The organism is Agrobacterium vitis, assembly GCF_037039395.1.
Classification (GTDB): domain Bacteria; phylum Pseudomonadota; class Alphaproteobacteria; order Rhizobiales; family Rhizobiaceae; genus Allorhizobium; species Allorhizobium vitis_E.
This window is the reverse complement of sequence record NZ_CP146244.1, coordinates 661,160-681,924: the sequence shown is the minus strand read 5'-3', so window position 1 is coordinate 681,924 and position 20,765 is coordinate 661,160. Positions and strand designations below refer to the sequence as shown.

Annotated in this window: 17 protein-coding genes; 7 read left to right on the top strand and 10 right to left on the bottom strand. The window is 58.0% G+C overall.

The genetic code is table 11. The features are described from left to right. Window position 1 precedes the first annotated feature (1 nt). From V6582_RS24435 to V6582_RS24405, 7 genes are all read right to left on the bottom strand, one after another. Window positions 2-1,126: a DUF917 domain-containing protein gene (locus V6582_RS24435; protein WP_156630312.1), complete on the bottom strand. Its 1,125-nt coding sequence runs from the start codon at window positions 1,124-1,126 to the stop codon at window positions 2-4. Continuing rightward, the gene (locus V6582_RS24430) at window positions 1,123-2,676 is read right to left on the bottom strand and encodes a hydantoinase/oxoprolinase family protein (protein WP_337739159.1); all 1,554 of its coding nucleotides are present in this window, start codon (window positions 2,674-2,676) and stop codon (window positions 1,123-1,125) included. Before V6582_RS24430 ends, V6582_RS24435 begins: the two co-directional genes overlap by 4 nt. Window positions 2,677-2,701: 25 nt before the next feature. Next, window positions 2,702-4,369 carry a nickel ABC transporter ATP-binding protein NikE gene (gene nikE / locus V6582_RS24425; protein ID WP_156630313.1) on the bottom strand — a complete coding sequence of 556 codons (1,668 nt, stop codon included), beginning with the start codon at window positions 4,367-4,369 and terminating at the stop codon, window positions 2,702-2,704. A gap of 2 nt (window positions 4,370-4,371) precedes the next feature. Further along, a complete protein-coding gene (locus V6582_RS24420; protein ID WP_156630314.1) occupies window positions 4,372-5,247 on the bottom strand; it encodes an ABC transporter permease in 876 nt (291 codons plus the stop codon). Further along, window positions 5,247-6,275: an ABC transporter permease gene (locus V6582_RS24415; protein ID WP_156630315.1), complete on the bottom strand. Its 1,029-nt coding sequence runs from the start codon at window positions 6,273-6,275 to the stop codon at window positions 5,247-5,249. Before V6582_RS24415 ends, V6582_RS24420 begins: the two co-directional genes overlap by 1 nt. 174 nt (window positions 6,276-6,449) lie before the next feature. Next, entirely contained in the window at window positions 6,450-8,765 is a 2,316-nt protein-coding gene (locus tag V6582_RS24410; RefSeq protein WP_197434267.1) for a helix-turn-helix transcriptional regulator, read from the bottom strand. Window positions 8,766-9,037: 272 nt separating this feature from the next. Continuing rightward, complete coding sequence (locus tag V6582_RS24405; protein ID WP_156630317.1) at window positions 9,038-9,688, bottom strand: GntR family transcriptional regulator; 651 nt, start codon at window positions 9,686-9,688, stop codon at window positions 9,038-9,040. A 166-nt stretch (window positions 9,689-9,854) separates the two neighbouring features. Between V6582_RS24405 and V6582_RS24400 the strand changes: the two genes are divergently transcribed. The 3 genes from V6582_RS24400 (at window position 9,855) to V6582_RS24390 (ending at window position 14,337) form a co-directional block, all read left to right on the top strand. Then, entirely contained in the window at window positions 9,855-11,252 is a 1,398-nt protein-coding gene (locus tag V6582_RS24400; protein WP_156630318.1) for a malonyl-CoA decarboxylase, read from the top strand. 97 nt (window positions 11,253-11,349) lie between these two features. After that, a complete protein-coding gene (locus V6582_RS24395; RefSeq protein ID WP_156630319.1) occupies window positions 11,350-12,864 on the top strand; it encodes a malonate--CoA ligase in 1,515 nt (504 codons plus the stop codon). A gap of 126 nt (window positions 12,865-12,990) precedes the next feature. Continuing rightward, window positions 12,991-14,337, top strand: a complete 1,347-nt coding sequence (locus tag V6582_RS24390; protein WP_156630320.1) for an SLC13 family permease — start codon at window positions 12,991-12,993, stop codon at window positions 14,335-14,337. 111 nt (window positions 14,338-14,448) lie between these two features. On the opposite strand, the gene V6582_RS24385 is transcribed toward V6582_RS24390, so the two are convergent. Further along, window positions 14,449-15,186, bottom strand: coding sequence for a PspA/IM30 family protein (locus V6582_RS24385; RefSeq protein ID WP_070147760.1), 738 nt, complete (start codon window positions 15,184-15,186; stop codon window positions 14,449-14,451). Beyond that, window positions 15,183-15,629, bottom strand: coding sequence for a YjfI family protein (locus V6582_RS24380; protein WP_156630321.1), 447 nt, complete (start codon window positions 15,627-15,629; stop codon window positions 15,183-15,185). The genes V6582_RS24385 and V6582_RS24380 overlap by 4 nt, the downstream gene beginning before the upstream one ends. A gap of 266 nt (window positions 15,630-15,895) precedes the next feature. On the opposite strand from V6582_RS24380, the gene V6582_RS24375 reads away from it, so the two are divergent. The 4 genes from V6582_RS24375 to V6582_RS24360 are packed head-to-tail and all read left to right on the top strand — an operon-like array spanning window position 15,896 to window position 18,747. After that, a complete protein-coding gene (locus tag V6582_RS24375) occupies window positions 15,896-16,555 on the top strand; it encodes a YjfK family protein (RefSeq protein ID WP_156630322.1) in 660 nt (219 codons plus the stop codon). Between the two features lie 27 nt (window positions 16,556-16,582). Continuing rightward, the gene (locus tag V6582_RS24370) at window positions 16,583-16,984 is read left to right on the top strand and encodes a DUF350 domain-containing protein (protein WP_156630323.1); all 402 of its coding nucleotides are present in this window, start codon (window positions 16,583-16,585) and stop codon (window positions 16,982-16,984) included. A 10-nt stretch (window positions 16,985-16,994) separates the two neighbouring features. Then, a complete protein-coding gene (locus V6582_RS24365) occupies window positions 16,995-17,591 on the top strand; it encodes a DUF1190 domain-containing protein (protein WP_156630324.1) in 597 nt (198 codons plus the stop codon). A gap of 1 nt (window position 17,592) precedes the next feature. Further along, window positions 17,593-18,747: a glutathionylspermidine synthase family protein gene (locus V6582_RS24360; RefSeq protein WP_156630325.1), complete on the top strand. Its 1,155-nt coding sequence runs from the start codon at window positions 17,593-17,595 to the stop codon at window positions 18,745-18,747. 127 nt (window positions 18,748-18,874) lie between these two features. On the opposite strand, the gene V6582_RS24355 is transcribed toward V6582_RS24360, so the two are convergent. Continuing rightward, the gene (locus V6582_RS24355) at window positions 18,875-20,710 is read right to left on the bottom strand and encodes an ABC transporter ATP-binding protein (protein WP_156630326.1); all 1,836 of its coding nucleotides are present in this window, start codon (window positions 20,708-20,710) and stop codon (window positions 18,875-18,877) included. Between the last annotated feature and the right edge of the window lie 55 nt (window positions 20,711-20,765).

Below are 20,765 nucleotides of genomic sequence, written 5' to 3'. Positions count from 1 at the left end.
ATCACGATCCTTTCATCGGGGTGTAGACAATGCCATCCAACCCAAAGGCTTTAGGGCCAACCACGTCCAGCGCTTCGCGTGATCGCAGCAATGCATGGCACGGCAGGGCAACGATGGCGACGCGCTGGCCGTAGCGGAGCATTTCGGTGGTGATAGCCTCGCCGCTATCGACATCCAGCACCAGGATCAGGTCCGGCACGCAGCATTCCATCTCGCCATCATGGAAAAACACCAGATTTTCATTCTGGATCAGCACTGAGCCGGTTTCGCCGTGGTGGGCATCAATGCCGGAAAGCTGCACTTCGCCGCGCACAAAACCGCCGCGCAAATGGCGCTTCAAATCGCTGATCTTGCCGGTGAATAGCTTTTTGCCATTCTCCTTCTTGCAGATGGCTTCAATCGGGTCATCATGGTTTTTCTGCGCGGCCCGCACCGCCTGCCCGAGGCTGACGGCTTGGGTGTAGGAATTGGGAATGCCGAATTGCTTGACAAAAGCCCCGGTCATGGGTGCCGAGGCCAGGGTCGATGCCCCCCCTTGGGCCACCACGCAGGCCCGCGCCATGCGCTCGTGCCAAAGCTCGGACACCGCATGCTGAAACAGCACGACATTGCCATGCACATCGCACATCGCCGATGGGGTGGAGCTGTGGCCGTAGATGGAAAACGTGGTCATCTGCATTTCCGGGAAGGCCCGGCCCATGCCATCGCAATCGATCACCGGCAGGCCCGTCAAGGCCGCCACGACCAGCGGCTCCATGGCATTGGAGCCACCGATTTCCTCGCAGACAATGGCATCGATGGATAGGTCCAGATGCGCTTCCAGCGCCCGAATGCAGCGCAGGCCCTCACGGCCTTCGCGCAAACGCTCAATGCCAACCACGGGCGCACCAATGCCTCCCACGGACACGCAGAGCGCATCATCGTGGATTTTCTGGTGCGGCAGAACGGAAAGCGTATAACCCTCATCCAGCAACTGCCTCGCCCGCAGCTTGCCAATATAGGGATTGCCGCCGCCGCCGGTGCCCAGAATACCTGCGCCAATTTCCAGCGACAGGAGATCGTCGTGATCGAGAATCCAGAGATCTTTCGGATCAAAATAATCCTTTTGGGAGATGATAGCGCTCATAGCTGGCCACCCATCTCACCCACGACTTTGACGTGGATGCGGGTGGCATTGCCGGGCAGATAGGCCAAAGGCACATCTTCACGCTCAATCACCTGAATGGTGGTTGGATCAGCCCCGGCAGCAACGGCGTTTTTCGTCGCTTCCTCTTCGGCCTGCTTTAGGCACAGCTCGCGGGTCAGGCCATTTTCAAGGGCAAAGACACGATCCACTTCGCCGGAAATCTGGGCAATGGCGGCACCAACGGCATTGGCAACGGAGAAATTTTCCGGCCGAATGATCTGAAAATCACCCAGCTTATCCGGCATCAGGATGGAGCCGCCGCCAACGGCAATCACCGGGATCGGCTCTGGTGAAACGCGGCTGCGCTCAATGGCATTTTCCAGCATCTGATGGATGCGGGCAAGGGCCGCCTTGGCAAGCTCAGGCGAAACATCGGCCACCTTGCTCTTGTCACCCACATCGGCATGGCCAGCGGCCACGGCGATATCGGTGGCCGTCAGCGTTGCACCGCCAAATACCTTGGCCTCAGAGGTGATGCGATAGCCCACCGATTGTGGGCCAACGGTCACGGTCTCAGCCTCACCCCGCACCAAGGAGCCGCCACCCAGACCGATGGAAAACACATCCGGCATGCGGAAATTGGTGCGCACGCCGCCAACATCCACCACCGTTGCCGCCTGCCGCGGAAAGCCCAGATGCAGTGCCCCGACATCCGAGGTCGTGCCGCCAATATCGACCACAATCGCTTCCTGCACGCCGGTGAGGAAGGCCGCACCGCGCATGGAATTGGTCGGGCCGGAGGCGAAGGTCAGAACCGGGAAATCCTTCACCGTCTCTGCCGCCATCAGTGTGCCGTCGTTCTGGGTGATATGAAAGGGGCAGGTCAGGCCAGCGCTTTTCAGCGCTTCGCCAAAAGCCCGCACGGTTTTGTAAGCCAGTTCCAACAGGCTGGCATTCATGATCGCCGCACTTTCGCGCTCCAGCAACCCGATACGGCCAATATCGGTGGACATCACCACCGGCAGACCGGGGCAATGCTCCTGCAAGATCGCTTTGGTCCGTTGCTCCATCGCCGCATTGATAGGGCCGAACACGCAGGTAACAGCAGCGGCTTTGAGATTGTTGGCGCGGATTTCACCGGCGATGCGCTTGATCTCGTCTTCATCCAGCGGCGAGATTTCGCGGCCATCAAATTCATAGCCGCCGCGCACCATATAGCCGTGCTTACCAACCACGGGCTTCAAATCTTCCGGCCAATCGATGGCAGGCGGCAGGCAGGCGGTGGCGGGCAGGCCGAGGCGGATGGCGGCCACCTGCGTCATATGCTTGCGCTCAATCACCGCATTGGTGAAATGGGTGGTGCCGATCATCACATTGGTGACAAGGCTGCGGTCAATGCCTGCGGCCTTGATGGCCCCTTCCATGGCCTCGACCACGCCTGTCGTGACATCCTCCGACGTTGGAGCCTTGATCCCGGACAGAACCTTGCCGCCTTGCATGACCACAGCATCCGTATTGGTGCCGCCCACATCTATTCCCAATCGGTACACGTGTGTTTTCCTTTCAACAACGAGTTCACAGTCCGGTGCTTTGCACCAGAAAGCGGCCTCGTTCCTCTTCACTAATGGTGGGTTTCAACGCCTCTTGCGCATCGGTTAGAACCGGAATGGCGGCAATGAGGGCGCGGGTGTAAGGGTGGCGGGCGGTTGAGAACACCTCGGCAGGCGTGCCCTGTTCAACGATTTCGCCCTTGTACATGATGACGATGCGCGAGCAGAAATTGCGCATCAAAGACAGATCATGGGAAATAATCACATAGGTCAGGCCAAGCTTTGCCCGCAGGTCCAACAGCAGCTCAATCACGGTTTTCTGCACCGACACATCAAGTGCCGATGTCGGCTCATCCAGAATGATGATCTGCGGATTGGCCGCCAAGGCGCGGGCAATGGCAACGCGCTGCTTTTGCCCGCCAGATAGCTCATGCGGGTATTTTGAGACGAAATTGGCGGGCAGGCGCACAAGGTCGAGAAGCTCGGCCATTCGTGATTTACGTTGCTCCTTATCCAGACCCACATGGGCCAAGGGAACGGCCAAAATCTGCGCCACCGTGCGCTTGGGGTTCAGCGACGTGCCAGGATTTTGGTAGACAATCTGGCTGAGGCGCAACGCACCATCTCTGGGCGTTCCGCTCACGACAATCTCGCCATCGCTGGGCTGCAACAGGTCCATCATCATCCGCGCCAGCGTGGTTTTGCCAGAGCCGCTTTCTCCGGCAAGGCCAAAAATTTCGCCCGCATTGACCTGAAGATTGATGTTGTTAACGGCCAGATGGCCGCGCTTTGCGCCAAACAGCACCCGCTTGGCATAGAGTTTGCGCACATTGCTCAAAGTGATGATCGGGGCCCTATCACTGACCGGCTGATCAACCACGCCTTCGCCATAGAGCGGCGGCACCGCCGCCATCAACTCGCGGGTATAGGCCTGTTGTGGCGCCTGAAATACGGATGACAATGATCCGTGTTCGACAACGCGGCCATGCTGCATGACAATCACCCGGTCTGCCGTCTGGCGCACCACGCCGAGATTGTGGGTGATCATCAGTAGCGACAGGCCCTCGTTTGTCACAAGACGGTTAATCAGCCGCAGAATCTCATCCTGCGTGGTCACATCCAGCGCCGTGCCCGGCTCGTCGGCAATCAACAGATCGGGTTGGTGCAAAAGCGCCAGCGCAATCAGCACCCTTTGGCGCATGCCGCCCGACAGCTCGAACGGCCAGGCGTTGAACACCCGTTCAACATCGCCCAGTTGCACCTTGCGCAACACTTCGAAAATCCGCTGCTTACGCCCCTTCGGCGTGTCATAAATGCCCTGATTGCTATCGGCATAATGCATCACATCTTCCAGATGCCGACCAATGCGAAACACCGGATTGAAGGAGGACAGCGGATCCTGCATGATGATGGAAAAAGCTGTGCCTTTGAGCTTGTTGCGCTCAGCCGATGGCAGCGTCAGCAATTGCCGTCCGCGATAGGCAATGGCGCCCGCCTCGACCTTGGCATTACCCGGCAAAGTGCCGAGAATGGCCTTTGACGTGACGGATTTGCCTGATCCGGTTTCGCCAATCAGCGCGACCCGTTCTCCAGCATCGATGGTGAAAGAGATATCGTGCAACACCCGATTTACCCCGCCATAGCCGGAGAAGGCAACGGTCAAATCCTGCACGCTCAGCAAAGGATCAGCCATGGTCACGCCTCCACATCGAACATGTCGCGTAGACCATCGCCCAGCAGGTTAAAGCCGAGAGTGGCGTAGAAAATCGCACCACCCGGAGCCAGCACTTCCCACCATTTTTCCGGCAAAAACTGACGCCCATCGGCCACCATGGAGCCGAGGTCTGGTGTTGGTGGCTTCACCCCAAAACCGAGGAAGGACAAGGTTGCGCCAAACAGAATGACAAAGGCGGCATCCAGCGTGGTCTTGACCGAGATCACCGCGATGCAATTGGGCAGGATTTCCCGAAACAGGATATGGATGGGACCAGCCCCGGCCAAACGCGCCGCCTCGATAAAATCCTCTCCGGCAATGGAGACCGTGACGCGGTAGACAAGCCGCGCATGCCAGGTCCACCATAAAAGCGTAATCGCAATCATGGCATTGATCAGGTTTGGCTCCAGCACATTGCCAATCGCCAGCGCCATCACCAGCGGCGGAATGGCCAGCATGATATTGGTAAAGCCGGTGATCAACCGCTCGGTCCAGCCGCCGAAATAGCCAGCGCAGAGGCCCAGAACCGCACCAACAGGCACCGAAATCCCCAACACGCCAAACACCAGCAGCAGCGAGACGCGAAAGCCGAAAATGGTGCGGGTAAACAGATCGCGGCCCACCTTATCGGTGCCAAACCAGTTGATGAGGTTCGGCGGATTGTGCCGATGGCGAAAATCGACAATGGAGCCGATATGGCTGGGAAAGGGCGTGATCAGCGGCGCAAGGATCGCCATAACCACGACGGAGAGCACAATCAACGCGCCGATCAAAGCGGCAGGATTGCGAGAAAAGCGATACCAGCTCATGTAACCGGCTGAGAGATCGCGCTTGTTCATCATAGAATTGGGGCTCATCATTGGCCTCCCCGAAAACGCAGACGCGGATCAATCAGGCTGACAACCAGATCGATGACGAGATTGGCGAGAATGAAGAAAAGGCCGGAAATCAGCACCACCGCCATCAGAGCGTTGAGGTCTTTTTGCAGGATGGCGTTGAGACCGTAGGAGGCAAACCCGCCCCAGCCAAACACCATTTCCACCACAAAGGCATTGCCAATCAGCGAGGCAAATTCCAGCCCCATGATGGTCAGAGGCGCTACAGACGACAGCTTGAGCAGGTAGCGAAAGGTCACGACACGATCCGGCACACCAAAACTCAGCAACGTCAACACATGGTCCTTGCGCTGGTTTTCAATCATTGCCGAGCGCATGATGCGGGTGATCTGGCCAATGCCAGCCATAGCCAGCGCCAATGCCGGAAAGATCAGATGTTGCAGGGCATCCACAAACACATCGGCACGACCATGGATCAGGCTATCCACCAGCAGAAAGCCAGTTGGCCCGGCGGGGGCATGAAGATCGAAATTCACCTGCCCCAGCAAAGGCCAACCCGGTAGAAAATTCGCCGCAAACAATTGCAGGCCGATGGCAAACAGAAAGGACGGAACGGTAACACCCACCATGGAAAACAGCCGTCCGAGATTGTCGATCCAGGTGTTGCGATGGCGTGCCGTAATGACGCCTAGCGGAATGGCAATCAGCAGATCAAGAATGACGGTGACCACCACAAGCTCCAGCGTGGCGGGGAGAAATTCAACGACATCATGAATGACGGGGCGATGCGACGACAGCGATTGACCAAGATCGCCTTGCAGGGCGTTGGCGATATAGCGGCCATATTGCACGATCACCGGCTGATCGAGACCCATTTCGCGAGCCAGCGCCGTGACCTGCTCTTGCGATGCCGACGGCCCCAGCGCCATGCGGACCGGATCACCGGGCACCACACGGGCCAGCGCAAAAATCATCAAAGACAGCACGAACAGCACCATGACAACGGAAAACACCCGTCTCACGATCTGTTCGACAACATGCAAAATCATCCCACCATTCCCTCTTTGCGCCATGGTGGCGCGGAAGGACTGGCAAGAGCAATGCGGGCGAAGGATAGGTTTTTACAAAATAAGGATAGGTTTTAAAGCGTTCCAGCTGTGACCGGAACCCGCTTTGCGGGCGGCACGCAAGACAAAGAGCTAAAGTATTTCAGTGAGCAGCGATTAGCGCACCCACCCCAGCGCCTTTGCCGCTGCAATCGCATCGTGACGACGGGAGCAGCCAAGTTTGCGATAGACATTCTTCAGATGAAATTTCACCGTCGGCTCTGAAATGCCGCTATTGCGGGCAATCAGCTTGTTGGAGGCACCTTCCGCCAGCATGGTCAGGATTTTCAATTCCTGCTGGGTCAACCGGGTTCGGGCCGCCGCAAGACTACTGTGACGCCCCTTGTCCAGCCGCCGCAGGATAGCCCGCGCCGGGGTGGCCGCCATCACGAATTCGACTATCCGTCTGTCTTGCAGCAAGTGATCGAGAAACAGCCATTCCTCTGAAAGGGCCGTCAGTCCGCCATGGCTTGCGCAGCGTTCAAACACCTGCCGCAGCAGAGTGCGGGCTTTGGAATTTTGCTGCGTTTGCCGCAAGACGAAGGCCAGCCAGAGGGAAACCGCAATTTCCTGCCGGACCAGCAGATGCGGGTTGGTCAACATCACCTCAAGCTTGCGGTCGAGATGGGGAAAACCCGGGCGCTCGTAGGAGATTTGCCGCAGCCAGCTCAAGGCCAGCGTAATCTCGTCTCGACCCGCCAATCGGGCAAGCGCCTCCTGTGCGCTTTCAATCCACACCCGATCAAACCCGGCCCGCAACGGCGCAAGAAGCCGAGTCGCATCGCCCCAGCAATTGCCGCTTTGCAGGATCTGCGCCTTGCGCACATCCAATGAGAGGCGAAACTGCCGGTTCATCGGCTGGTAAACGCTCCAGCCATCCAGAAAACGAAGAGCGACGCGGGTGGACATGTGGACGCTCAAAGCATGGCTGCCGTAGTAAATGGCGACATCCGCCAGACTTGGCCACAACTCGCCCGCAATCATTGCGGCCATATCTTCTTGCAAAAAGCCAAGCAGCACCGCTGGTTCGCCGTTTTCATAGGCCATGCAAGCCGTCAGCAGATCAAGAAAGCGACGATCTCCGGGACTGTCAAAGCCTGTTTTTGCCAGCATATCCTCGGCAAGCCGCAGAGACTGGCCCATGCGGTTGAAATCGGAGGTCAAAAGGCTGAGCACCGATTGATGCAGCGCTATATAAAAGCACAGAATGGGACAATCCGCCTGCCGATAGGCCTTCATGGCCTTTTCGGCCATGCCATTTGCCTCTTCGTAGCGCCGGAGCCGAAGGAAAAATTCCAGCATGGCGTTGTAAAATGATCCGCGCTGCTCCGGCTCGTCCAGCGGTAACTCGCCGCCAATCTCAAACAGCGCTTCCAGCAATCTGTCGGTCGGCGCAACATCCTCGTAAATCAGGACCGTGATACGAAACAGCCTGACACGCAGGGAAAGCACACTATCGCCTGCGAAAACAGCCAAGACATTGCGCATTTCCACGCCGAAGCGCTGGACCAGAAATTGCATTGCCCATGCCACATCACCGGCTTTGATCATCAGGAAGGCGCGACTGATGGCCAGCTCTTCCGGCAGATCGTCACAGCCCGCCTCAAGACCTGTCACCACACGCAAGAACGCCTCATGGCCCAGCCGATAATAGAGAAACCAGCCGCCTGCCTTGCAAAACAGTGCCAGCGCGTCCTTGCCCTGATTGCACGCCAGCAACCGCAGGATCACCGTCTCCAGATTTCGCGGGTTGCGGCGTAAAGCCTGCGCCAGAACGCCAGACGGATCAGCAGCCCGAAACGGATCGGCGAGACGTCGGAGCATTTCTTGCTCCAGCGCGCCGGGCAAAGCGCTGTTGATCCTTTGGCAGGCCGCGGTGGCGGGATGGGCAAGCGGTGGCAGACGCATGGCAAGCCAGGACGGCCAGTCCTGTCCACAGACCAGCAGCGCCGACATATCAGCATCATCAAGGCCCACCAGACAGTCATCGGCCAGAAAACTCGAAAGCCGATTTTGCCCAGCATGGGTATCCTGACAATCCACCCCCGGTGACAACAGAACCGGCCAGCCGGCACATCTGTCCCAATCACGGTGGCTCAATCCGTCCTGAGACAGAAGAAGATCCTCACCATCAAGATCCAGCACCTGACCATAAAGGCGCAGCCGCTCCAGTCCGGGCAAGCTCTCGCCGGGGCGCAGGGCAATGGCATAGCGATGTCCTAGCTCAAGCCGCGAAAGGTCAGGAGAGACGGTTGAGCAATCATACACCGTCCACTGGGCGGCATCAGACCCCAGTGTCGCGATCAAGGCCTGGAAAAGCCAGGTCTTGCCGAAGCCTGCGGGCGCAGTCACAACGATGACGGGGCGGATGTCATGGACGATGCGCGCGATCAGATCGCTTCGCGCAATCGGCGCATCGGGTGGTGAGGTCATGGATTTCGCATTATGCTTCGACATCAGCGCTTACAGTCTGCCTAACAGTCTATCCAAGAATCGCCGCTGGCCGTCTGCAAATGGCAATTTCTGCGCTTGCCTGCTTCATTCGCATTTCCAAACGGAAAACCGCTTCGCACTTTTCCTGGAATGCTTGTACTCACGTACATTAAGTACGCTCCGCGCCGGTTCTCGAAATCACCATTTTCGCCAGGCCAACAGCAATTCTTGAACAGACTGTAAGAGACCAAAACGCAATTATAATACTCTAATCACCGTGCAGCCATATTGGCAACGAGGTCGCTGAACCTTTCACCCTGAACGGCCACATGCATTCCAAGCAGCCGTCTTGTCTCCTCGACATCGCCTCGGAAAAGCGCCTCAACAATCGCCCCATGTTCGGCAAATGACGTCGACAAGCGGTTGCGCACCCGCAATTGCAGCCGCCGGTAAGGTCGCAGGCGACGATGCAGCTGGTTGCACTGCTCCTCCAGAAATTCACTCCGGCTTGCCGCATAGATCGCCTTGTGAAAGGCTTCGTTGTCATAATAATAGCTATCGCTGTCGCCAGCACACGCGGAGATTTCGCACCGCTTATGGGCATCAAGGATCGCTTCCTTGGACTGCTCATCCAGCCGACGGGCAGCAAGTGAACCGGCCAGACCTTCCAACTCGGCCATGACCTCGAACATTTGATAGATACGGTGCGGCCCCGGATCGATAACGACGGCCCCACGACGCGGACGGATCTCGATAAGGCCAATGGCGTTCAGCTGCATCAGCGCTTCGCGCACGGGTGTGCGTGACACACCGAACCGGTTGGCCAGCAAGGTCTCATCCAAGCGGAGACCGGGTGCGAATTCATGAGACAAAATCGCATTTTCAATTTCGTCCCGCAGCCAACGCCCCGCGTTTTCAGACATGCATCCGGCCTTCATAATGCAATTTTCCCATTCTTGTATACAAGACTGTTGACACCGTGCACATTGTGGGCCAGCTTACATACCATATTGCGGTGGATATTGAATAGACAATGATAATAAAAGGACAGCGCGGGGGGCGCCGTCCTGATGATCGGAGGAATTTTGGATGGCCGGAACCTCTTTTCTCAGTGACCTGCTTTCGGGCGTCACGGAACGCGGGCGCGCGCTGCTGTTTTCGGGATCGAAAGCACGCGACAGGGTGGTCGATACCGACATCGAAACCCTGTGTGAAATGCTGCTTTCAAGTCGCGGCGAAGCGTCGGGCATGGCAATCGCGGCGGAAATTCTGGATCGCTGGAGCCGTTTCAATGCCGCAGAGGCTGTCCAGTTTCTGCACATGCTGTCTGACCGTTTCGGCGCGGAAGCCGCAGCGCTCGACAAGGCGATAGACGCCTATCGGACCGACAAAAGCCCCATGGCCGTCATCGCGCTGCACAATGCAGCCGAACCGCGTCGGCAGGAACTTTTGCGCCGCCTCAACCTTGCGCCCAACGGCACGCAAAAGCTTGTCCGCATGCGCGAACGCCTGCTGGAGACCAAGGAGGATCGCGCCGATCTTGGTGCCGTCGATACCGATTTCGCCCATCTTTTCAGTTCCTGGTTCAACCGTGGCTTCCTGACGCTGCAACCCATCGACTGGACGACACCGGCGCATATTCTGGAAAAGATCATCAAATACGAGGCCGTGCATGAGATTGCCGGCTGGGAAGAACTGCGCCGAAGGCTCGCGCCGGCAGACCGGCGCTGCTTCGCCTTTTTCCATCCGCGCCTGCGCGATGACCCGCTCGTTTTCGTAGAAGTGGCGCTGACCCGTTCGATACCGAGCACCATCGCCGATGTGCTGGATGAAAGCCGGGATCATATTGGCGCCGATACCGCAACGACTGCGGTCTTCTATTCGATTTCCAACTGCCAGGACGGCCTTCGCGGCATTTCCTTCGGAAATTTTCTCATCAAGCAGGTGGTGGAAGACCTGCGGCGGGATCTTCCCGGCCTCAAGGAATTCGTCACACTCTCGCCAGTTCCGGGTTTTGCCCGCTGGATTTCGAAGATCAGGGATCCGAAATCCGGTTTCCCGCTGTCGCAAGAGGACCGCAACACGCTGGCCTTGCTGGATGATCCGACATGGCCTGAGGATAAGGCAAGGGCGGATGCCGTAGAGCGCGTGCTGCTGCCGCTCGCGGCACGATATTTCATCACTGAGAGAACGCCGGACAACCGCCCGGTCGATCCGGTTGCCCGCTTCCACCTTGGCAATGGCGCCAGGCTGGAGCGGCTTAACTTTCTGGGCGACCGCTCAGTGAAGGCAATGCGCCAGGCGCATGGGCTGATGGTCAACTATCTCTACAAGCTGGAGGACATCGAGACCAATCACGAGGCCCTGGCACAGCGCGGAGAAGTGGCAGCGTCGCCAGCCGTCAAAGCCTTGCAGGGAAAAATCGAGCTGGGTCTTCCCGAAAAAACCAAGGATATCAAAAAGGCGGAGAGCCTGTCCGGTTCTTAAACAAACTGGACAGAGACCCGCACGCTGCCTGGAGCCAGGACGGATTTACGGTCCGCGGCACAGACGGCGATCACCATGATCGGAGGAGTAGAGTAATATGAGCAACCATCTTTTTGATGCTATCAAAGCCGCAGCACGGCCTGATTCACCGTTCATTCTGACCAATGGCGGAAGGATCTGGACGTATGCCGATGCGATTGCGCTTTCCGGACAGATTGCTGGCGCTATCGCCAAGCTCGGCATTCAGCCCGGTGACCGGATTGCCGTGCAGATCGAAAAAAGCCCGGAGGCGCTGATCCTGTACCTGGCCTGCCTTCGCGCCGGGGCGGTCTATCTGCCGCTGAACACGGCCTATACGCTTGCCGAACTGGACTATTTCATTGGCGATGCCGAACCGAAGCTGGTGGTTGTCTCCTCCTCCGCGCTGGAACCCATCAGGAAAGTGGCTGCCCCCTATGGAGCGCGCGTCGAAACGCTGAATGCCGACGGCTCAGGCTCGCTGATCGATCTTGCCCGCATCGAACCGGCCGATTTCGCCAATGTCGCCCGCGCGCCCGACGATCTCGCCGCCATCCTTTATACGTCGGGAACGACCGGTCGCTCCAAAGGCGCGATGCTGACCCATGACAATCTCCTGTCGAATGCCTTGACCCTGCGCGGTTTCTGGCGCGTCACAAGCGATGACCGGCTGATCCACGCCCTGCCGATTTTCCATACGCACGGGCTGTTCGTCGCCACCAATGTGACCCTGCTGTCGGGCGCGTCGATGATCCTCTTGCCAAAATTCGATCCTGACGAAGTGCTGTCATTGATGCCGAATGCCACGCTTCTCATGGGCGTTCCGACCTTTTACGTACGCCTCCTGCAAAGCCAGAAACTGGACCGGGAGATCACGGCCAATATACGCCTTTTCATCTCCGGTTCGGCGCCACTGCTGGCCGAGACCCATGTCGAGTTTGGCAAACGCACCGGCAAAGCGATCCTTGAGCGCTATGGCATGACCGAAACCAACATGAACACGTCCAATCCCTATGACGGAGACCGGGTTCCAGGCACAGTCGGCCTGCCGCTGCCGGGCGTGACCGTGCGCATCACCGATCCCGCCAGCGGTGCCATTCTCCCGACAGGAGAAACAGGGTCCATCGAAATCAAAGGACCGAACGTTTTCAAGGGGTATTGGCGGATGCCTGAAAAGACCGCTGCGGAATTCACCGCGGACGGCTTTTTCATCAGCGGCGATCTCGGCAAGATCGATGAGAACGGCTATGTTCATATCGTTGGACGCGGCAAGGACCTGGTGATTTCAGGCGGATACAATATCTATCCCAAAGAGGTCGAAAGCGAGATCGACCAGCTTGAAGGCGTGGTCGAAAGTGCTGTTATTGGCGTACCGCACCCGGATTTTGGCGAGGGCGTGACCGCCATCGTTATCTGCAAGCCGGGCGTCTCGCTGGATGAGAAGGCAATTCTCAATGCGCTTCAGGATCGGCTTGCCCGCTACAAGCAGCCCAAGCGCATTATTTTCCTGGAAGACCTGCCGCGCAACACGATGGGCAAGGTCCAGAAGAATGTTCTGCGCCAGCAATATGCCGATCTTTACGCCGCAGCCTGATTAAGCCCGGGAGCAATCATCAAGCTCCCGGATTACGCCGCGTCATTTGGGAGGGGCGCGTGCGGACATATTCAATCCGAAAACGCACATGCTGCTGGCGCTCATCACGCCGCAGGGAGGGGACTTATGAGCATCGAAATCCTATCTATAGGGCTGCTGGTTGCGATCTTCATTATCGCGACGATCCAGCCGATCAATATGGGGGTCCTGGCCTTTGGCTGCACCTTCGTCCTGGGCTCGCTGATTATCGGCATGAAGCCCGCCGACATTTTTGCAGGCTTTCCCGCCGACCTGTTCCTCACACTGGTGGCCGTCACCTATCTCTTTGCTATCGCTCAGATTAACGGAACCATCGACTGGCTTGTGGAGAGGTCTGTCCGGATGGTTCGCGGGCGTGTCGGGTTGATACCCTGGGTGATGTTCCTCGTTGCAGCGATCATCACCGGCTTCGGCGCCCTAGGGCCTGCTGCGGTGGCCATCCTCGCGCCCGTGGCACTCAGCTTTGCGGTTCAATATAGGATCCATCCGGTATTGATGGGCCTGATGGTCATTCACGGCGCACAGGCTGGCGGGTTCTCGCCGATCAGCATCTATGGCGGCATTACCAACCAGATCGTTGCCAAGGCAGGACTTCCATTCGCGCCGACCTCGCTGTTTCTCTCCAGCTTCTTCTTCAACCTGGCGATTGCGGTTCTGGTCTTCTTCGTTTTTGGTGGCCTTTCCATCCTGAAACAGCGATCCGCTGTCAAAGGCCCCCTGCCCGAGCTTCATCCTGAAGGCATCTCGGCCTCGATAAAAGGCCATGGCGGCACGCCTGCCAAGCCGTTCCGCGACCATGCCTATGGCACAGCCGCAGACACGCAGGCAAAGGTCCGGCTGACGACCGAGAAGGTCACGACCCTCATCGGTCTTACCGCGCTTGGCGTCGGGGCTCTGGTTTTCAAGTTCAATGTTGGCCTGGTGGCGATCACTGTTGCGGTTCTGCTGGCTCTGCTTTCGCCCACAACGCAAAAGGCAGCCATCGACAAGGTAAGCTGGTCGACCGTGCTGCTGATCTCCGGCATAATCACCTATGTCGGCGTGATGGAAAAAGCCGGTACGATCGATTACGTGGCCCATGGCATATCCAGCCTCGGCATGCCGCTCCTCGTAGCCCTGCTGCTCTGCTTTACCGGCGCCATCGTCTCGGCCTTCGCTTCATCGACAGCTTTGCTTGGGGCAATTATTCCGCTTGCCGTTCCCTTCCTGCTGCAAGGGCATATCAGCGCTGTCGGCGTGGTTGCGGCGATTGCGATCTCTACGACCATTGTCGATACCAGCCCATTTTCCACCAATGGGGCCCTGGTGGTTGCCAATGCGCCAGATGAGCAACGCGATAAGGTCATGCGCCAGATGCTGATCTACAGCGCCCTTATCGCGCTGATCGGACCGGTCATCGCCTGGCTTGTCTTCGTCGTGCCCGGCATCATTTGATACGAAAACCGGGTGGCCAGAATCGGGTGGAATGCATCAGCGTTCCACCCGATTTGTTTTGGACTATGTCGGCTCAGGTTCGCGTGTCCGGAAAACCGGGCGTCCCTTTTCTTAGCGTTCAATCTTCTCAGCAGGCGCAGGCAGCAGAACCTGGGCGCCGGAACCGCTGGGGGCCATCAACTGCTTCAGCACATCGTCGGCCGATTGGCTGGAGCCACCGATGCCTGCTTCCCGCAGCTGACGATCAAGATCACTGCCATTTTCCAGCGCCGCCAATTCCGCACCGGCCTCGATCCGGCCTGCGGTGATTTCCTGGCGTTTCTTGATCCGCTCAAGGCTTTCCACCGCACTGCCGAGACGGGTGTTAATGCCAGACTGGCTATGTGAAATGGCCGATTGCGCCCGCAGCAGCGATTCGTTTGCCTTCACATTTTCCACTTCGCGCTTCATCTGGGTAATGCGCGCCTCGGTGTCCTGGATTGTCCGCAGCATCTGTTGCTGACGCGGCAGCAGGCGGTTCAATTCCTCTTCGTCGCGCTGGATCTCACCGCGGATATTGGCAATGCGCTGTGCCAAACCCTGGGCAAGGTCCATACGGCCAGCATTGACGGCGGCGCGGGCACTGTCGCTATCCTTCAGCTCCTTGGCGCGGGCCTCTTCCAGCCGGCGCATGACGCTTTTGTTGGATGCCATGATCCCAGCCAGATCCGAACGCGCCCGGCGCAAGGACTGCTCGGCGTCCCGAAGCTCCTGATCCAGAATACGCATGGACTGACTATCGGCAGCAGCCTCTGCCACCTCGTTGACGCCGCCGCGAATGGCGGTGAAAATCTTTGCCCAGGTGCTCATGCCGCCATCTCCCCGTTCTTCCATTCCTCGATCATCACGGCTGCATCCACCGCATTGGCAGCCAGAATAGCCACTTCCTCAACGACCGTTTCGGCCCGTGAGCGGGTTGAGAGCGACCCGAACAGCTCATACCATTCCTCACCGTCGATGGTGGTAATGCCGAAGCTGGAGAGCGGCACGAATTTATGGGTCTTCAGCACCATGCGCTCAAAATCCGCGCGGTTCGGCACGTCATTGCACGGCACCAAAACAATGCTGGCGAGGATATCACGCTCGCCGCTGACCGCGACGAAAACGTCCATGTCACCCTTTTCCTTCAGCGTTACGCAGATCACGTCGCCGCTTTCAGGCACGGTCACATCGACATCGCCCAGCGCCTCGGGATCGGCTGCAAACAGACGGGTCAAACCTGTCAAAGTCCAGGGTTCCAAACATTCCTCCATCGGTTGAAATTCTGATCGTTATCTGGGTATTCCGGCAGGCAGTTAAAAGCCTGTTATGCTAAATAGTTTGCGTGGAAAACGCCGTAAAGACAGGGCTCAAGTGATGACGTCTGTGCCCTTGCCGGTTTTTTCCTCTCGTCGTTTTCAAGGAGCGGTCGCTATCTTGCCGGTTTTCCACGACGATAGAATGATGGTCAAGGTTGCTCTTTTCAATCTTGATGCCATATTCACCGCAGCTATCGATTGTGCCTTATAGGAGATGCTTGATGTTGGGCTGGTTCAGCGGACGCAAGACCGAAAAGCCAATGCAAAAGGAACTCGGCCCCCTGGGGGCCGTCATCGGTGGCGCGCTCGATCTTGATTTCCTGTCGCTGGAGGCCGATGCGCTGGGGGCGCAACCGGCGATGCCGCTGCCTCAAAGCGGCGCTTTCATCATTGCCGCCTATGGGGAAGTCCGGCTCGATGCAGCATCGGTCCTGTCGCGCTATTACGATGAGAACCACCATATGATCCAGGTCATGTCCCCATCCGGCATGCCGGGCGATGGCATAGACGATATCAGCTTCTACCGCCCCTGGGATAGCGTCGTACCTGTGAGCCAGAGCGAGTGGAGCCGCTGGACAGGACCATCAGGCATGATTGGTGCGCCGTCCTACGACGCCGACGGCATCCTGTTTAACCGCTTCTGGGGCGAGGGGCCGGAACGCGCCGAGACCGTGCAATTCGTCGAAGATATCGAGGATGGTGAAACCAGGCGTTCGATCCATCAATCCTGCATGCTGTATTATCGGCCCCTTGGAAACACCCAGGAAATGCTGCTGATCAATGTGGAGCAGGATCTCGATCCCTCCCAGGCGCAGGCGGGCCGCTCTGTCGAATTTCTCATTGGCTACGGTATCGGTGCCGCCGATGTCCGTCGCGTCTGACCAAAATCTTTACCAAGGGGCATATGAATGCTGAATTACATGGCGGGACTTCCGGCCTTTCTGGGCTATTTTTTCATTGGCATCGCGGCTTATGGGGTTTTTGCAGCAATTTACACGCGCCTGACACCCCATAAGGAAGTCGAATTGATCCGGGCGGGCAATCTGGCGGCGGTCACGGCATTTCTCGGTGCGCTCATGGGCTTCAGCCTGCCGCTTGCCTCGGCGGCGGCCAATTCCGTCAGCATTATCGATTATATTCTCTGGGCATTCGTCGGCATTCTCGTGCAGATTTTCGCCTTTTACATCGCCAATTTCACCATGAAGGATCTGCATGAGAAAATCACCGCAGGTGATATTGCCGCAGGTCTTTGGGGCGGCGGCATCGCGCTGATCGTCGGCATTCTCAATGCTGCCTGCATGACCTATTGAGGAGGCCAGGATGCGCAGACGTTTAAGCGGGCGAACGCCCCCAATCCTCGCCCTTGGCACCATCGCCGCCTCCAGCCTGCTGCTATCGGGCTGCGGCGAGGATGCGCCCACCGAGCGCACCTTCACCTCCGTCGATCAATGCATCTCTCAGGGGATGGATCGGGACGTGTGTCAGACGGCCTACCAGGATGCCGTTAAAGCCCATATGGCCAACGCACCGCGCTTTGATGGCATGGCCGCCTGCGAGGCTGAATATGGCGCAAAACAATGCGTGCAGCAGACAGCCTCCAATACCGATGGCACTAGCGGTAGTGGTAGCTTTTTCATGCCCTTCATGGCCGGTTATCTACTGTCTTCGACCATCAACAATATTGGTGACTATAATCGATACCGGCGGGAAGAAACGCAGGGCCGCAGCTATGGCGCAGGCAGCTATGGTGGAGGCGGCACGCCGATTTATCGCAACCGCAGCGGCCAGACCGTGACCATAAACAAAGGCCGCGACACGATCCTCGCTCCGTCGAGTTCCAAGCCCGCCAATGTCAATACCCGCACGGTGAGCCGCCAGGGCTTCGGGGGACGCTCCTCTTTCAGTTTCGGCGGCTGATATGAGGCGCATTACCGTTGCGGAACGTACAGATTGGCGCGACAAGGCACGCGCCGTCGGCTTTGGTTTTCATGAAATGTATGGCGAGCCCTATTGGGTGGACGATGCCGCCTATGTGTTCTCCCTGGAAGAGATCGAGGCCTTCATAGAGGCGCCAAGCCAGGAGTTGCACGATATGTGCATGGACCTGATCGGCGATATCGTCGGCAGTGAGGAGATACTCGACCGGCTGGCCATTCCAGACGATCTTCGCGACGTGGTACGCAGATCCTGGCAACGCCAGGACCGGCATCTCTATGGACGTTTCGATCTCGCCTATGATGGCGAAGGTCCTGCCAAACTGCTGGAATATAACGCCGATACGCCGACCTCGGTCTTCGAGACAGCCTATTTCCAGTTCAACTGGCTCACCGACCAGCAGGCGCTTGGCGCGCTGCCCACCGATGCCGACCAGTATAACCTGTTGCAGGAAAGCCTTGTGGAAGCCTTCGAGCAGTTTCCAAAACAGCCGATGTTCCATTTCGCGGCGATGACCGATAATGAGGAAGATCGCGGCACCACGGTCTATCTGATGGATTGCGCTCTCCAGGCGGGACACCGTGTCGAGCTTCTCGATATCGGCGATATTGGCATCGACGCGGAAGGCAGATTCACGGATCTGCAAGACCGGGTGATCGACCAGTGTTTCAAGCTTTACCCTTGGGAATTCATGCTGCGTGAGCCGTTTTCGCGGCAATTGGCGCGGTCCGGCGACGTGTTTGTTGAACCTGCCTGGAAATCAATCCTGTCCAACAAAGGGCTGCTACCCTTGCTGTGGCAGCGCCACCCCAATCACCCCAATCTGTTGCCGAGCTTCTTTGCGGACGACCCTGCCGCCTCAAGCCTTGGCGACTACGTGCGAAAGCCACTTCTGTCACGCGAAGGCGAAAACGTCACGCTTTTCCAGAACGGCAAGGCCTCAATCACGTCTCCAGGCGGTTACGGCGAGGAAGGATTTATCGTGCAAGCCTATGCGCCGCTGTTTAAGAGCGAGGCGGGCTTTGCAGTACTTGGTAGCTGGATTGTCGGTGATCGTGCCTGCGCCCTTGGCATCCGCGAGGACCGATCCCGCATCACCGCCAATCTCTCGCGCTTTGTGCCGCATGTGATCCTCTGAAGTTAGAGTCAGTCAGGTTCAGTCTGAACCAGACTGACTCTAGATTCTTTTGTTTTCGTTTGTCTTTTCGGGAAAACCGGTTTCCACTTTTCCCTGATAAACTAGTGCAGCGGATTTGTCCGAAATCCTATCCTACCCTCGCGTCATCCCGCATGACCATGTGGCCCGGTGACACCTGTTCATAGCGTCTTTTGGGTGGTTGATAGCCGAGCGGGCGCACCGGGCTTTTCAGCTCTTCGCTGTCCAGATCGCGCCGGATGTTTCGGCGGGAAGGATCGGGTACCGGCACGGCTTTCATCAGTTTTCGGGTATAGGCATGTTGCGGGTTGGAGAAGACAGCAGCTCTCGGTCCAATCTCGACAATTTCGCCCAGATACATTACCGCGACCCGGTGGCTGACCCGCTCCACCACCGCCATGTCGTGGGAAATGAATAGAAAAGCGATTTTCAGGCTGGCTTGCAGATCCATCAGCAGATTGCAGACCTGCGCCTTGATGGAAACGTCGAGGGCAGACACGCTTTCATCGGCGACGATGACTTTCGGGTCCAACGCCAGCGCCCGGGCAATGGCAATACGCTGGCGCTGGCCACCGGAAAATTCATGCGGATAACGGTTGGCCATATCGGAGCTCAAGCCCACGCGCTCCATCAGGTCGGCGGCTTTGTCCCGCGCCTGCCGGTGCGTGGCCAGCCGGTGGGTGGTGATCGGCTCGGCCACCGAAGCACCGACGGTCATGCGCGGATTGAGGCTGGCGAAAGGGTCTTGAAAAATCATCTGGATGGAACGGCGCATCCGGTTGATATCGGGACCCCGCAGGGAGAGGACATCATAGCCATCCAGCTGAACCGAGCCGCTGAGCGGATCGATCAGCCGCATGACGGAGCGTCCGGTGGTCGATTTTCCGCAGCCGGATTCTCCCACCAGCGCTAATGTTTCGCCCTGGAAAAGATCGAAGGAGACATCCTCCACGGCATGGATCACGCCGGTTTTTCTGCCAAACAGCCCACCCTTGATGTCGAACCGGGTGACCAGATCGCGCACCTGGAGAACTGGCGTCAGGCCCCGCTCAACAGTATCGGCGACAACCGTGGGCTCCACCCGTTCACCGGTCACCATATCCACGACCGGAAAGCGCCGTGGCCAGGCGGCATCGCCCATTTCCCCCAGGCGCGGAACCGCAGAGAGCAGGGCGCGGGTATAGGGATGGCGGCCCTTGTGAAACACATCGCCCGTCGTGCCGGTTTCCACCACATCGCCGCGAAACATCACCATGGTGCGGTCAGCAATTTCGGCCACAACGCCCATGTCATGGGTGATGAACAGCACCGACATGCCCTCTTCCGCCTGCAATTGCTTGATGAGATCAAGGATCTGGCCCTGGATCGTCACGTCAAGGGCCGTGGTCGGCTCGTCGGCGATCAGGATTTTCGGTTTCAGCGCCAGCGCCATGGCGATCATCACCCGCTGGCGCATTCCGCCCGAGAATTGATGCGGATAATCATCAAACCGCGCCCCGGCATTGGGAATGCGAACCTTGTCCAGCAACTGGATGGTCTGCGCCCGCGCCTCGCCTTTGGACAGACCGCCATGGGCAATCAAGGCCTCGGAAATCTGCCGGCCGATGGTGAAAATCGGATTGAGGCTGGTCATCGGCTCCTGAAAGATCATCGCCATGTCCCTGCCGCGTACGTTGCGCATGGCCTTTCGGGATAGAGCCATCAGATCGCGGCCCTCCAGCATGATCCTGCCGGTCGTCCGGCTGGTCTGGTCAGCCAGCAACCGCATGATCGATAGCGACGTCACGCTTTTGCCCGAACCGCTCTCGCCGACAATGGCGAGCGTCTCGCCCGCCATCACATCGAACGACACATCGCGGACCACGGTTTTCCAGCGTCCATCCACCAGAAAAGCGGTGTTTAGCCCTTCTACGGACAAGATCGGTGCAGGTGTTTGCGCGCTCATGGCGGGTCCTCATTGTCGACGGGCTATAGACTCGAGTTTGTCTTTTCGGGAAAGC